This window comes from Devosia faecipullorum (genome assembly GCF_015158295.1).
GTDB classification, from domain to species: domain Bacteria; phylum Pseudomonadota; class Alphaproteobacteria; order Rhizobiales; family Devosiaceae; genus Devosia; species Devosia faecipullorum.
Genome location: NZ_JACDXV010000002.1, coordinates 286,489 through 301,018, shown reverse-complemented (window position 1 = coordinate 301,018; position 14,530 = coordinate 286,489). Strand labels below are relative to the sequence as shown.

The window sequence follows — 14,530 nt, the reverse complement described above, 5'->3', positions numbered from 1 at the left end:
GTAACATTGGCGGCTCTGATGTCGTCGGTCGCCTTGGCGCAGACCGAACAGAACCTGACCGTGGGCATTCCGGTCGCCTCGATCGCCAATCTCGATCCGCATGGCGCGCTGACCAATGTGCAGGGCAACTTGCAGATGAACGCCCAGATTTTCGACACCCTGGTCGACTTTGTCGATGGTGCCTATGTTCCGGCCCTGGCGACCGAATGGTCGGCCAATGAAGATGCCACGCGCTGGACCTTCAAGCTGCGTGACGGCGTGACCTTCTCCGACGGCTCCAGCTTCGACGCCGAAGACGTCCGCAGCTCGATGGAGCGCGTCGTCACCCTTGCCGGCCCGCTTGCCGGCATCTTCAAGCCGTTGACGCTCGAAGTCGTCTCCCCCAACGAGATTGTGATCTCCTCGGACGTCGGCCAGGGCGCACTTTTGGGCAAGCTGTTCATGCTGGCCATCGGCCCGTCCGAGCAGCTCGACGACGATTTCGGACTCAGCCCGGTCGGCACCGGCCCCTTCATTGTGGAAGAGTTCGATCCCAGCCTTGGCGTTACCCTCAAGGCCAATCCCGATCACTGGCGCGGCGCCCCCAAACTCGACCAGGTGACCGTAAAGCTCATTCCCGAGCAGGCTGCCCGTATCACCGCGCTTGAAACCGGCGAGATCGACCTGACCTGGACCGTTCCCGATGACCAGGTCGGCAAGCTGAGCAACAATCCGGATCTGGTCGTCGATAAAGTGACGACGATGTCCAATATCGTGCTCTGGTTCAACACCCAGCGCGCGTTCGAGGATGCCGACACCCGCCGGGCTCTCTGGTCAGCGGTTGATTTCGACGCCATCATCGGCACGCTCTACCCCAATACCGGCACCAAGATGGAAGGCCCTCTGCCCGGCACCGTATTCGGCGCCAGCAAGCAGACGCCCTATGAATATGATCCGGAAGCCGCCAAGGCCGCGCTCGAAGCCAAGGGCTTCGACTTCGACGCCACAATCAAGGTGCTGATGAACAATTCGACCTACAAGCCGCTGGTCGATGCGATCCTGGCCGATTGGGCCCGTATCGGGGTCAAGGGCGAAGTCGACTTGCAGGAGCCCGCCGTCGGCACCCAGCGTTTGCTGGCCCTCGACTGGGACATCTCGATCATCCAGCCGATCATCACCAATACGGGCGATGCCGACTACAATCTGGGTCGTCTCTATACCTGCGCGGCCAACCGCACGACCTATTGCGACCCCGCGCTCGACGCGCTGCTGAGCGAAGCGGGCTCGATCTCCGACCAGGCCAGGCGCGCCGAGCTTTACGCGGAAGCCGGCAAGATCATCTGGGACAATGCCATTGGTCTCTTCCCCATGGATGTGAACCAGGTCTGGGCCTGGAACGCCAAGCTCGAAGGCGTCCAGCTTGATCCGGTCTACCGGCCGAATCTCAGCCAAATCCAATTCGCAAAATGAACCTTTGGGAAAACCAGAAGGATGCGCCCCCCGGCGCATCCCCCTTGCTTGAGATCGAGGGGCTGTCGGTCTGCGCCGGTCGACAGACCATTCTCGACTCGATTTCTCTGGCGGTTTCCGCCGGCCGGACCACCGGCATTGTCGGCGAATCGGGAAGCGGCAAGAGCATGACCGCCCTCTCCATTCTGGGCATGCTTCCCGCTGCACTGCGCCGTACCCAAGGCAGCATTAGGTTTGAAGGCAAGGACTTGACCACGATGGCCCCGGACAGCCTGCGCGAATTGCGCGGCGCCGCGATTGCCATGGTTTTTCAAGACCCCCTGGCTGCGCTCGATCCCGTGATGCGCATCGACGACCAGGTAGGTGAAATCCTTCGCAAGCGGCAGGGCCTGTCGCGCAGCGCGGCGCGCGCCCGCGCCGTCGAACTGCTCGAGCGGGTGGATTTGCCCGAGCCGCAGCTTAAGGCTCGCATGTATCCGCACCAGCTTTCCGGCGGCCAACGTCAGCGCGTGGTGATCGCCATGGCGCTCGCCGGTCGTCCACGCCTTATTCTTGCCGACGAGCCGACCACGGCCCTCGATGTGAGTGTGCAGGCGAAAGTCCTCGACTTGCTGCGCCGCCTCCAGACCGAGGATGGCCTCGGCATGATCCTGATCAGCCACGACCTTCGCGTGATGAGCCATTACGCCGACGATCTGGTGGTGATGCGCAACGGCCAGGTGGTTGAAACCGGGCTTGCGCCGCAGGTTCTGGCCAATCCCAGCCACGACTACACCCGCCACCTGGTGGCCAACGTTCCAACCGTGCACCGTCGTATGCTGGGGGAAGCCTCGTGAATCTGCTACAGGTTGATGCTCTGAATTTTTCCTATGTCCGCGACGGCCGGCGCGTCCCCGCTGTCAAATCCGTCAGCCTGGCAATCGCTGAAGAGGAAGTGCTCGGGATCGTCGGCGAATCGGGCTGCGGCAAATCCAGCCTTGCCCGGTGCCTGGTCGGATTGTCGCGCCCCGATAGCGGCAGGATCATCATGTCGGGGGCCGACCTCACCCATCGGCGGAGCCGCGAGCAGCGCCGCAGCATGCAGATGGTGTTCCAGGACCCGCGCTCCTCCCTCAATCCCCGCATGTCCGTCTTTGAGCAGATCGAGGAGGGATGGCGGACCCACAAGGCCATTCGGCCCGAAGCCCCGCGCAAGGTCGCGTCCGAACTGTTGGAACGGGTCGGTCTGGGCACCGCCTATCTTGACCGGCGTCCCTCCGAACTTTCAGGCGGGCAGGCCCAGCGGGTCAGCATTGCCCGCGCCCTTGCCGTCTCTCCGCGCCTGCTGATCTGCGACGAAGCCGTTTCGGCGCTGGACGTCTCGGTCCAGACCCAGGTGCTCAAGCTCCTCGCGGAAATCCGCGCGGAACTGAACCTGGCGATGATCTTCATTTCCCACGACCTGGGCGTGGTGCGGCAGATTTCGGATCGCGTGGCGGTCATGTATCGCGGGGAAATCGTGGAAATGGAGCCGGTCGAAACGCTGTTCCAGAACCCTCGGCACGACTATTCCCGATCCCTGCTGGGTTCGGCCCTGGACATGGCGAATATCTGATGGCCGCCAATATCGTCATTGTCGGCACCGGAGCCTTTGCCACCACCCATGCCGACGCCCTGCTGCGCCAGACGCGGCTGCGGCTCCATGGTTTTGTCGGTTCGACACCGGCCAGTTCCCTCGAACTGTCGAGCCGGTATGGCGTCCTGGCCTATTCCAGCTTCGATGATGTCCTGGCCGATGACGCGGTCGACGCCGTCATCATCGCGACGCCCCATGCCAGCCATCACCGCCTCGGCATGGACGCGCTCCGCGCGAACAAGCATGTGCTTATCGAAAAGCCGCTCGCCAATAGCACCGACGAATGCGAGCACCTCATCGCCGCCAGCCACGCCTCGTCGGCCCGCGCCATGGTCGGACATCTCATGCGTTGGGCGCCCGCCCATAGGCAGGCCCGCAAATTGATCGAGGAGGGCATGATCGGCGAGATCGTCGCCGTCGACAGCCGGCGCGTCATCGACTGGAATGAAGCCAATCGCCGGCCATGGCAGAAATCGCGCGCCGCCGGAGGCGGCATGTGGCTGGTCCAGGGCGTCCATGTCATCGATCAGGTGAGTTTCCTGCTCGGGGCCCGCGCCGAGGACGCCTTCGGCCTTGCTGAAACGCGCTTCCACGCCGACCAGAGCGCCGACGATCTGGGCATGGCGCAATTGAGTTTCGGCTCCATTCATGCGCGCCTGCTTGTTGCCGGCACGCGCGGTCTGGCGCCGCAGGTCCATACCGAGCTTCTCGGCACGCGCGGACAGATGCGCGTCTCCCATCGAGGCGAACTCGTAGTTGATCTCGGGCAGGGATGGCAGGATCGGCTCGAGCCCGTCCCCGATCACTGGAACGGCATGATCGATGCCGAGATCGCCGCTTTCGCCGACTGCATCGAAGGCGCTCCCGCCGAGGTCGGTTTCGATTATGGCCGATATGTCGTCTCCACGGTGGAAGCGGTTTTGCGCTCCGCCGCCACCGGCGCGAAAGTGAGAATTCAATGAACCCGCGCCCCTTCATCATGATCGGATCGCAGCATTGGCACGCGCCCTGGCACCGGGATGCGCTCATCGCCGCCGGCTGCTCCATCGCGGCCGTCAGCGATAGCGATCCTGCGGCCATCGAACGCCTGGCCGCCGGGCAGACCTATCGCCGCTTCGAGCGCTGGGCCGACATGCTGGACGCCTATCCACACGCGGTGGCCTTCGTGTTGACGCCGCCCGACGAGACGCCCGAAGTGCTTGCGGCCCTGGTCGCGCGCGCGATGCCTTTCGTGCTCGAAAAGCCCGGTACCGTGGATGGCGCCGCCCTGGCCAGCGCCGCGACTGGTGCCGCCGCCTCGGGCCTTGCAACGGCCGTGCCCTTCGTCAATCGCCTGATGAGTTTCTGGGGTGAACTGGCCCGGCAAGATCCGCGATTTCTACTTTGGACCCACGCTCATTTCCGCATCCTTGCTGGCCCCCCGCAGCGGTATTTGCGCGATGGCGTCCCCTGGGTGCTGAGCCGGAGCCGCTATGGGGGCGGGGCTCTGCGCAATCTGGGCATTCACGCCGCCGACGCCGCCCTGACAATTGCCAATGGCGTGGCGCTGACCATTGGCTGCGCCACTACGTCCAATGTGCTGCACAATCTGGAGGTGGACGACTTTGCCATGGCCTCGCTGATCACCGCAGAGGGCCGGACCATCACCATCGAAGCCGGCTATTGCATGCCCACCGAAACCACCGCCGACAAGCAATGGCGCATCCATGGCCCGGGCTGGGCCATTACCGAAGACCGCGGGCTTCTGACCGTAAGGTCCGAGAACGGGCTGGTGCAGCGCGAAAGCGCCCCTTCATCCCAGCAATATGCCGCTTTTGGCGAAGTGCTTTCGCACATGGCGCAGAACCGGCCTCATGCCATGGCCAGGCTTTCGGATCTGCTTGCCGCCCAACGTCTCGTCGACGCCATCTACCAGGCAGCCGCCTAAATCCACGCCCGAGGACACCATGACCCGACCCTATCCGGAAACCCCATTTTACCAGGCCATCACCGATGGCGCCTTCCCGATCGTCGTTTCGCTCGCCCGCCACGATATCGACCTGGCCAAGGCAGCCCTGGATGGCGGCGCTTTTGCCCTCAAGACCCACCTCAACGCCTATCATCGCGCCACCGGCACGACCTTTGGCAACTTTGCCGAGGAGCGCCCGTTCTACGAGGAATTGAGCAAGCTCGGCGCCCCGCTTCTGGTCATGGCCGGACAGGACATTGTCCCGTCAGCTGAGGAGATGGATAATCTCGCCGATCTCGGATTTGAGGGGTTCAACGTCTATATCGACCACCTTCAGGCTCATCTCCTTCAATCGCGCCTGCGCCCCATGCCGGCCCTTTCGTCTGAGAGCAGCCCTCAGGAAATAGCTCGCATCGCCAGCATTCCCGGCGCCATGGTCGAGGCCTCGATCATCGAGTTTTCGGGTTATGGCCTGCCCCTCGAAGACGAAGACCTCGAACGCTATCGCGCCATCGCCTCGTCGGCCGGCATACCCGTCATAGCGCCGAGCCAGCGCAAATTCGTCCCCGAAGACATGGCCCGTCTCAAGGAGGCCGGCATTGCCGCTCCCCTGCTCGGCGCCATCGTCACCGGATCCACGCCGCAAAGCATGTATGACGCCGTCAGAAAAATGGCCCTCGTTCTATAGCCGGTCGATAAGGGCTGTTTCGGGCCTTGCCACGCCGGTCAAGAAAAGTGCAAGAGCCGTCAGGCGCAGACCTCCAGCCGGGCATCCTCGAAATTTCCGAGCATGGCCTCTATTGCCGCCGGCTCCGCCAAGAGGCAGGCGGCGGTAGTGAGGGCATCGGCGATGGCGGCTGAATGCGCCGAGATCGATATGGTGCGCCAGGGCGCTGCCGTGGGTCTGCCGGTCGCGGGATCGAGAATGTGCCCATCGCTTCCGGCCTGATCGAAAGTGGTGCCCAGAGGCGCCGATGTCGCCAGCGCACGTTGGCGCAGCCCTATTTTGTCGCCGCCATCGAGCTGCATCGGCCAGTCCGCGCCATCTGGCCTGCCGCCCAGGGCGCGAAACTCCCCTGTATCGATGAGAATATTGCTCAGCCCCTCGGCTTCCAATAGTGCGGCAACGCGGTCGGCGACATAGCCCTGCCCGATCCCGTTAAGGGTCAGCGCCATGCCGGGCCGCATGGTGATTGCATCTGTATCGAGCGTTACCTTGTCCCAGCCTGTCCTGCCCAGCGCCACCGCAATGGCCTTTGCATCGGGCCGGGTGCCAGCCATCGCCGCCTCCGCCCACAATGTCCAAAGCGGCTGGACCGTCGGATCGAACCGTCCGCCACTGGCGCGATTGACCGCGCCGGCCATGGACAGGCATTCGAGCAGTTCAAAGGGCGGCGCTGCAAGCTGCCCCTCGCGGTTGAGGCGCGAGAGCGCGCTGTCGGCGCGATAGAGGCTGAGGATATTTTCCAACCGGTCGATTTCCTCCATGACGCGCGCCGCGATCGCTTCGGCGTCGGGGTGCGCGATGCGGATGGAGGCTCGTGCGCCCATGGCATGCCCGGTCCAGACATGGCTGGGGCCGGACAGCCCTGCGGCACGGGCGGCGGGCAGCAGCGCGAAGGCGGCAGATATGGCAAGCAGACGACGGCGATTTATCGGCATACTCATTCTCCGACCTTTCTATGCAGGGCATGCAGGCGCTCGTTGAACGCTGCGTCATTTTCATCGCTATCGGCAATGGTCTCGACCGGCGCCAGAACGGTTTCGTCGGCGATCTCGGCCAGTGCAAGCACATGGCCGCCCTCGGCCGCAATGAAGGCCTCAGCACTCTCACGGCTGGAAAAGGGCACGGCTTCCGGCGCGCCCATGCCGCCCTCGACGGCGGAGCCGAGCACAAAAAAGGCAGTGTCCGCGGCAATCCAATTGCCCTCGCCGGGCAGATCCCATGTCGCCTCGCTCGCGCCCATGTCATTGACATAGACGGCAAGGATCGGCGCCACCTGCTCCGGCGCGCGGGTATAGGCGATGGCGTCGCGCACCTGGCTGAAGAATAGCGGCGCCGCATAGCCCCGCATGAACACCTGCGCCTTGGGACCGGGATGCTCCAGAAGGTTCATCTGGCAATAGTGGCCGAGGGTTTCCGCGGTCATCTCGCGGGGCGTAAGGTCTTGCGCCACCTCCTGCTGACAGCCCGCAAGCGTCGTGACAGCTGTAAGAAGCAATGCTGCGCGAAGGCTCTTTTTCATGGTGTCACCTTTCGAAACGCCGCGACGGCCAGCGCAAGGGCGGCCAATGGCCAGAGGACGAGCGATGCCGCCGATTGCCAAAGCGGAATGGCGTCCGCCGCCCCGCCAATGCCTCCGGCAATGGCCACCGCCTGCGCCGCCGCCAGGTTGAAGACCCGAAAGGCGTCGGCGGGATTGGCGAGGAGCGCAATGGGCAAGGCTTGGGTGGTCAGGGCTCCACCGCCATCCGAGACGATCAGCGCCAAGAGCGCCAGATCATAGAGCACCACCGCCACCAGCCAGAGCGCGATGGCGAGGCCCGCCGCCCCCGATGGACGGCGCGCCAGGGCCGACAGCGCATAGCCCGCGCACAAAAAAGTGGCGCCAAGCAATACCGACGTCCAGATCAGCCTCCACAACGAGCCGAGCCCCTGCACTGCCTTGGGGTCGGACCAGACGGCCACCAGAGCCGCCGCGCCATAGCCGAGCGTGACCGCAAGGGCAAGGATGGCCGAATGGGCGATGAGCTTGCCCAGCAGAACCTGAAGACGCGACACCGGATAGGTCAGCAATAGCGGCAGCGTACCCCGTTCGACCTCGCCCGCCACCGCGTCGAAACTCATCAGCAGCGCCAGCAGGGGCACGAGATAGAGCGCCAGTGAGGTCAGCGAGGCAACGGTCACCGAGAGCCGGTCGACGCCGACATCACCCGTCGGCGCGGAGCCGGCAGCGGCGAGCACCAGGGCGAACAGCACCATCATGGCTGTGGCGATGGTGACCCAGCGATTGCGAAAGGCGATGCGGAACTCGCTGGCCGCCGTGGCAAGAATGCGGCTCATTGCCCGTCCCTCCGGCTGAAATGGCTATAGATGTCTTCGAGGCTGGGTGGGATGACATCGAGATCGGCGACCCCTGTTCCGAGCGCGGTGATGCGAGCCAGCAGGGGGAGCTTTTCTGCCTGCGTACAGGTGAGATGCAACAGCCCATCATTTCCCGAAACCGCTTCGGGCAACGCCGAAGCGAGGGAGCTCGCTTGGCCGTCAGCAGGTCGAACGAGCATGCTGACCGGCAGGGCGGCCTGGGCACGCAGGGCGCCGAGCGTGCCTTCCGCCACCAGCTTTCCGCCGGAGAGGATGAGAATAGTGTCGGTGCGCGCCTCGACTTCGGTCAAAACGTGGGAGGACAGCAAAATGGCTGTCCCCTCGGCGGAAAGCCCATCGAGCAGATTGTAGAAATCGCGCCGCGACACCGGATCAAGCCCGGAGGTCGGCTCGTCCAGAACCAGCAGGCGCGGGCGTCCGATCAAGGTCTGGGCCAGCCCCACGCGCTGACGCATGCCTTTTGAATAGGTGCCGATCCGCCGCCGCGCCGCTTTTTCCAGCCCGACCCGGGCCAGCAGGTCCATGGCAAGTTTGGGGTTCTCGCCACGCAGGGCCAGATAGTGGCGGAGTTGCTCTTCGCCGGTCAAAGCCGGGTGAAACGCGGCATTTTCCGGCAGATAGGCCACCTGGCTGCGCGCGGCGGACGAACCCGGCGTCGTGCCGCAGACGATCACCTCACCGCCGTCAAAGGGTATTAGGCCGAGAACTATTTTCATCAGCGTGGATTTGCCCGCGCCATTGTGGCCGAGCAGCGCCGCGCGCTTGCCCGCTTCCAGCGACAGGGAAACGGTCTTCAGCGCCTCAACCTCGCCAAAACGCTTAGTGAGTTGCGAGATTTTCAGGGTCGGCGTCATCGTAGTTTCCTTCTTCCCAGCGACCTTCGGCTTCAGCTTCGAGGCTGAGGATCTCGGGCGGGACGGAGATGGTCAGCGGTCGCATCAAAGGCGCGCTGTCGCGCACGCCGCCGGGGAGCGTCGCAGGGAAATCCCGCTGGCTCCAGCGCACCAATTGCACGGCGGGCGAGCCGATCAACAGGCTTGCCGCAGGCTGCGACCACAGAATCTGATCCATGAGATCATTGGGGCGATAGAAGCTGTCGGCTATGCCGTCGCCATTGAGGTCGAAGGCAGGGTGATCGGACCAGAAATTGCCCTGCCCCTCATGGCTCCATTCCATGTTGCGGGTGCCGACATATTTGACCTGCTCCCGATTGGCGATGAAAGCATTGGCGGTCAGCACGTTTCGCTCCGAACCGGCCGTGAAATGAATGCCGATACCGCACCCTTCGAAGCGATTGTCCCAGATCAGGTTCTTGTGGGCATTGTAGATGAAGAGGCATTTCTTGGTGCCGCCGCGCACCAGATTGCCGGCGACATCGGCATTGTTGGCATAGTTCAGCATCAGTCCGTGTTCGCGGTCGCCCAGGCTCAAATTGTTGAGAATTTTCGCGCGGTCCGAGAACATGATGGCAAAGCCGAGATGGTTGCCGATCGAAATATTGCCCAATACCTCGGTATTCTTGGTGTACATGAAATGCACCGCGAACCGCAGATCGCGCATGATATTGCTGCGATAGATGCTGTCGGCGCTGGCATTGGAAAAAATGCCGTCGCGACCATAGCGGATGTCATTGCCATCGAGCAGCGTGCCGGGGCTGTTCCAGACATAAATGCCATTGCCGCGCTCATTCATGTGCGGGTTCTGCCGGCCGATAATGCTGTTGCTCAGGATTTGCGCGTCGCGGCCGCCATGCACGTCGATCCCATGCATGTTGTCGAGGAGTGAAAGCGCCTCGATGCGGGTTCGGTCCGCGCCCTTCAGGATTTTGACGCCGGCATCGAGATCTTCATTGCGGTCGCCCGAACCGGTGACGGCAAAGCCGGTCAGCGTCACATCGGGAGCGGCAATGGTGATGACGCTGCCAATGCCCTCGCCGTCCACCACGGCGCCGGAGGGCCCCGTAATGGTCAGCGGACGATCGATGATGATGGAGCCCGAATAGGCGCCGGTTTCAAGGACCAGCACATCGCCGGGGGAAGCCCCGGCGATGGCAAGTGCCAGCTTGCCCTGGCCAGGGCCGACCAGATGCTCGGCCGCCGCAGCGGGCAACACCAGGGTCAGTCCGAGAAACAGGGCAAGCCAGCGCATGGGTCAGGCCTTGGGTTCGACGAACATGCGACCGCGCATTTCCATGTGCAGGGCATGGCAGAACCACTGGCAATAATACCAGTATACACCCGCATTGGCCGCCACGAAGGTCACGGAACTGGTCTGCTGCGGACCGACTTCCATGGCGACGCCATGATTGCCCATGGTGAAGCCATGCGTCAGGTCATCGATCTCGTCCATATTGGTGACGATGATTGTGACCTCATCGCCTTCCTGCACCGTGAACTCCTCAAGCGAGAAGGACGGGGCAACGCTCGACATATAGACGCGCACCTTGTTGCCATCGCGGATGACGGTGTCGCACCAGTCGTCGATATCGACCCCATCGGCCTCGGCCTGAGCGCGGGTTTCGGCCCACATCGGATCCTGCCGGTCCCAGACCGACTTGATGCCCGACATGATCGAGGGGTGAACCGCGATTGCGTCATGCGGCTCGGCAAAGGTCGGGCCGTCATGCACCAGCTTCATCTTGTCGCCAGAAATGTCGATCAACTGGTCATTTTCGGGCTTGAGCGGCCCGACATTGAGGAAGCGGTCCTTGGAGAACTTGCAGAGGCAAACCAGCCAGTCGCTGGTGGCGTCCAGCGTTTCGCCCATCACCGTCTTGAGGTGCCCAGGCTGGTAATGCACGTCGATCTTGTCCTTGATCGGGTCGATGTCTTCCCCGGCATAGGCGCGAACCGCGTCTTCGATGTTCCACTTTACCACCTGGCTGTCGAGGAACAGCGAGGTATAGGCATTGCCGCGGCCGTCAAAGGCGGTGTGCAGGGGCCCAAGGCCCAGTTGCGGCTCGGCCACCACGGCGGAACGCGGCTCGGCGTCTTCATAGAACAAAGCGTCGAACTTGGTGATATCCAGCACCGTCACCGTCGGCGACAGCTTGCCGCCAACGCAAAGATGCTTCTTGTCGGGCGCCATGTTGCAACCATGCGGGTTGTTGGCGATCGGGATGTAGCGGGTAAAGAGGGACTTGGCCTCCTTGCGCCCATCCAGAACCTTTACGCCGTTGATCTCTTCATATTGGCCCGCGGCAATGGCTTTTTCGATCTCCTCGATATTGAAGACGACCACGTGGTCCATTTCGGACTCGGTCATCTCTGCCAGGTTCATCCCCATCTCGGAATTATACGAGGTCGAGAAGGCCCATTTGCCGGTATAGTCGGCATCGCAATTGTCGAGATTGCCGGAGACCTGGACCTGCCAGGCCACGTCCCAGGCATCGGCGTCGACGGCGGTGAAGATGTTCACATAGGTCGAGACGTCCCGCATGGTCGAGCCGTCATTGATCAACGGTGCTTCGTCCTCACCATTGCAGAACACATAGTTCGAGCGCGGCCATTTCTGCGGGCGCATACCGTGGATGCCCTTGGCATTGGGGATTTCCAGAATGGCATCGGTCTTCATCACATCGCAGCGAACGCGCGCGACGCGCGTATTGGCCTTGTCGTTCATGAACAGGTAGCGGCCGTCATATTTGCCTTCGGTGAAGGACATATGGACGTGGTGCAGATCGCCATTATCATGAATTTTCTTGCCGTTGGCGGCGAGCTGCTTCTTAGTCTTCTCCGACATCGTGCGCTGGTGCACACGGATCGATTCATTGGTCTGCCCCCAGCCCGTGGCCGAGCAGCGATTGAATACGGGCACCCGCATCAATTCGCGCATTGAGGGGATGCCGAGAATGCGCATTTCGCCCGTCTGCCCCGAAGACCAGAAGCCGTAATAATCATCGAGCAGGCCCGGACCCACGCTGCCATCGCCCCCGGCAGCCAGTGCCGGCGTCGTCAGCATGGCAGCGCCGAGGCCAAGCGCGGCGGGCCCCATGGTTCCAGCAAGCACTGCCGCCCCGGCAGTGGCGCCGAACAATGCGCGGCGACTGAGCCCCTTATTTTCGCTGTTTTCCATAATCGTCTCTCCTTCGTGAGTTAATTTTGAATTCGGACAGCCGGGTCGGGGAGACGGCCGGGACTGGCGGCGAGCTTGGCCCGCGCCTTTTCCTTCTTGATCACCACCGGGCACACCGTCTTGGACTGGTAGAGAACCTGGCAATGCAAGCAGTTGATGCACTCGTTCGGATTGATCTCACCGGTCTTGTGGATCGCCTGGACGGGGCATTGATTGGCGCAAGTCTGGCAGGGATTGCCGCATTCGCGGTACCGCTTCAGCCAGTCGAACATGCGGATTCGCGCCGGAATGGCGAGGGCAGCGCCAAGCGGACAGAGATAGCGGCAATAGAACCGCTCGACGAACAGCCCGGCGACCAGGAGCGCCACCGCATAGGCAACGAACGGCCAGGCACGCACGAAATTGAGGATGATCGCGGTCTTGAACGGCTCGACTTCGGCCAGATGCTCGGCCTGCTCGACGCTCATCAGCGACACGCCGAACAGCCCCAGAAAGATCATGTATTTGACCGGCCACAGCCGCTCATGCAGGCCCCAGGGCAGCGTCCATTGCGGGATGCGCAGCTTGCGCGCGATCTGGTTGGTCAATTCCTGCAGGGCGCCGAATGGACACAGCCAGCCGCAATAGGCCCCGCGCCCCCAGAACAGCAGGGCGGCGGCGACGGCAAACCACAGGATGAAGGTCAGAGGATCAAGCAGGAAAGCCTGCCAGCTGAACCCTTCCACGACGCTGCCGAACAGCGCCAGCAGGTTGACGACGGAGAGCTGCGCATTGGCATACCAGCCTAGGAAAACCAGCGTGAAGGTCAGGAAGGCAATGCGGAAGATATAGAAGGCCTTGGCGTTCTTGACGACGAAGGTCTGAAAGAAGAACACACCCGTCAGCACCACCAGCATCGCGGCCAGAATGCCGATCTTGAGCTTGGAATCGAGCCAGATGCGCTGCCAGAGTTCGGCCTGGGCGCTCAGCTCGGTCTGAGCCGCGGGAACAACCACTTCCGTCACCGGCGCGGCGATGGCGCGCAGATATTGTTGCGGCAATTGATAGCCGAGCTCGAATGTGTGGAAGACCTTTTCGATGGGACCAACTTCGCGTTGCACCAGCAACTGGATACGGAAGGGCTTTGTCGGATCGAAGCCCAGTTCGGCGGGGATCCGAAACATGTCCATTTCGGTGAAGGCGGGCGCGCCATCGAGTGCGATGCGATTGAGGCGCCGATGGTCACGGTCGCGGAAACGCACCGAGACATCATCCTGAATGAGCACGATACGGTCGAAAATGCCGCCGCGCACATAGCCCGACCCCTTGAAGGAATAGAGGCCTCGCCCCATCACCGCGATGGCGCTCTCGCCCTCTTTCAGCCAGGTTCCAAGATTGGCAGCCTCGGCCTCCCCAAGCACGGCCGTTCCGATCGCCGGCACCGAAACCAGGGAAGCATACATGTCGATGAAGCTGGTTTCCGGCGCTTCGGTCAGCGCTCGTTCGCGCGCCCGATCATCGGCATGGCCGGCAAAGGCGTCATTGACCTGGGCCACATCCAGCGAAAGCCGCCGCACGGTGCCGTCGCCTTCGGCCTCGATCCAGTCGGTCGCGGCAGCAGCATCCGGGTTCACTTCAAAGCGCGGTCCGGTGCTTTCCGTCTCGCGGGCAAGGCCGCCAAGGCCAAGCGCGCGGGCAACCTTGAGCCCCGAGCGAACGATGGAATCGTCGATCACCATCACGGTCACCGTCGCGCCCGAGATGATGTCCACCTCATGCGCCGTGCCGCCGGATTTCGCCTCCGCGATTAGATCGAGTCCGGCATAGCCGGCCACCATCGCCTGCACCTTGGCATCGGGAATGCCGATCAGAACGATGGGTTCGGAATGCTTGACCAGCTTTACGCTGATGACCTTGGCGTCTAGCCCCACCGCCACCAGCGTATGGATCGGCTTGCCCGAATAGCCCGTCGTGCCGACAAAATCGGAGGTGACGAAAGCCCAGGCCACGACCTCGTCGCCGCTCAGCACCGGCGCGACCGCGATGTCGTCGCGCACCGGGCCAAAACTGTCGGCGCCAGGCACGAGATCGGCAGCGGCCACACTGGGCAGGTAATCCTGCAATACCGGGCTGGCGCTGGATATTGTGCTGGCGGAGAGCGCGAGACACAGACCGAAGCAAAGCGCGAGAAGAAAACGGAAAATCGACATTCCACGCCATTCCAGCAATTGATTGCGGAGGCATTCCTCCATCACTCGGCCAATCAATTCGTTGATGCAGATCAAACTGATGATGATCCATTGACCCAAGTGGCGATTATAGCTGCCCGTTGCAGCAATGATGGCCCTGTCGAGCGCCG

General features: G+C 62.7%; 13 protein-coding genes. 6 read left to right on the top strand and 7 right to left on the bottom strand.

From position 1 onward, the window contains the following. Positions 1-18: 18 nt before the first annotated feature. Genes H0482_RS07280 through H0482_RS07255 form a run of 6 tightly spaced genes read left to right on the top strand, consistent with a single transcriptional unit; the run spans position 19 to position 5,700 of the window. Entirely contained in the window at positions 19-1,449 is a 1,431-nt protein-coding gene (locus H0482_RS07280; protein WP_193729383.1) for an ABC transporter substrate-binding protein, read from the top strand. Continuing rightward, positions 1,446-2,285: an ATP-binding cassette domain-containing protein gene (locus H0482_RS07275; protein WP_193729382.1), complete on the top strand. Its 840-nt coding sequence runs from the start codon at positions 1,446-1,448 to the stop codon at positions 2,283-2,285. Before H0482_RS07280 ends, H0482_RS07275 begins: the two co-directional genes overlap by 4 nt. Beyond that, entirely contained in the window at positions 2,282-3,043 is a 762-nt protein-coding gene (locus H0482_RS07270) for an ABC transporter ATP-binding protein (RefSeq protein ID WP_193729381.1), read from the top strand. The genes H0482_RS07275 and H0482_RS07270 overlap by 4 nt, the downstream gene beginning before the upstream one ends. Beyond that, on the top strand, positions 3,043-4,026 hold the full coding sequence (locus H0482_RS07265) for a Gfo/Idh/MocA family protein (protein WP_193729380.1): 984 nt from the start codon (positions 3,043-3,045) through the stop codon (positions 4,024-4,026). The genes H0482_RS07270 and H0482_RS07265 overlap by 1 nt, the downstream gene beginning before the upstream one ends. Continuing rightward, positions 4,023-4,991, top strand: a complete 969-nt coding sequence (locus H0482_RS07260; RefSeq protein ID WP_193729379.1) for a Gfo/Idh/MocA family protein — start codon at positions 4,023-4,025, stop codon at positions 4,989-4,991. Before H0482_RS07265 ends, H0482_RS07260 begins: the two co-directional genes overlap by 4 nt. A gap of 19 nt (positions 4,992-5,010) precedes the next feature. After that, positions 5,011-5,700: a hypothetical protein gene (locus tag H0482_RS07255; RefSeq protein WP_193729378.1), complete on the top strand. Its 690-nt coding sequence runs from the start codon at positions 5,011-5,013 to the stop codon at positions 5,698-5,700. 59 nt (positions 5,701-5,759) lie between these two features. Here the strand turns inward: H0482_RS07255 and H0482_RS07250 are convergent, their stop codons facing one another. Genes H0482_RS07250 through H0482_RS07220 form a run of 7 tightly spaced genes read right to left on the bottom strand, consistent with a single transcriptional unit; the run spans position 5,760 to position 14,381 of the window. Continuing rightward, positions 5,760-6,680 carry an FAD:protein FMN transferase gene (locus H0482_RS07250; RefSeq protein ID WP_210319105.1) on the bottom strand — a complete coding sequence of 307 codons (921 nt, stop codon included), beginning with the start codon at positions 6,678-6,680 and terminating at the stop codon, positions 5,760-5,762. Continuing rightward, positions 6,677-7,258: a nitrous oxide reductase accessory protein NosL gene (locus H0482_RS07245; protein WP_193729377.1), complete on the bottom strand. Its 582-nt coding sequence runs from the start codon at positions 7,256-7,258 to the stop codon at positions 6,677-6,679. The genes H0482_RS07250 and H0482_RS07245 overlap by 4 nt, the downstream gene beginning before the upstream one ends. Then, positions 7,255-8,076, bottom strand: a complete 822-nt coding sequence (locus H0482_RS07240; RefSeq protein WP_193729376.1) for an ABC transporter permease — start codon at positions 8,074-8,076, stop codon at positions 7,255-7,257. The genes H0482_RS07245 and H0482_RS07240 overlap by 4 nt, the downstream gene beginning before the upstream one ends. Beyond that, positions 8,073-8,972, bottom strand: coding sequence for an ABC transporter ATP-binding protein (locus H0482_RS07235; protein ID WP_193729375.1), 900 nt, complete (start codon positions 8,970-8,972; stop codon positions 8,073-8,075). Before H0482_RS07235 ends, H0482_RS07240 begins: the two co-directional genes overlap by 4 nt. Continuing rightward, on the bottom strand, positions 8,938-10,266 hold the full coding sequence (locus H0482_RS07230; protein ID WP_193729374.1) for a nitrous oxide reductase family maturation protein NosD: 1,329 nt from the start codon (positions 10,264-10,266) through the stop codon (positions 8,938-8,940). Before H0482_RS07230 ends, H0482_RS07235 begins: the two co-directional genes overlap by 35 nt. Before the next feature lie 3 nt (positions 10,267-10,269). Beyond that, positions 10,270-12,192, bottom strand: a complete 1,923-nt coding sequence (nosZ, locus tag H0482_RS07225; RefSeq protein ID WP_193729373.1) for a TAT-dependent nitrous-oxide reductase — start codon at positions 12,190-12,192, stop codon at positions 10,270-10,272. Positions 12,193-12,212: 20 nt separating this feature from the next. Beyond that, positions 12,213-14,381, bottom strand: a complete 2,169-nt coding sequence (locus tag H0482_RS07220) for a NosR/NirI family protein (RefSeq protein WP_193729372.1) — start codon at positions 14,379-14,381, stop codon at positions 12,213-12,215. Positions 14,382-14,530 lie beyond the last annotated feature (149 nt).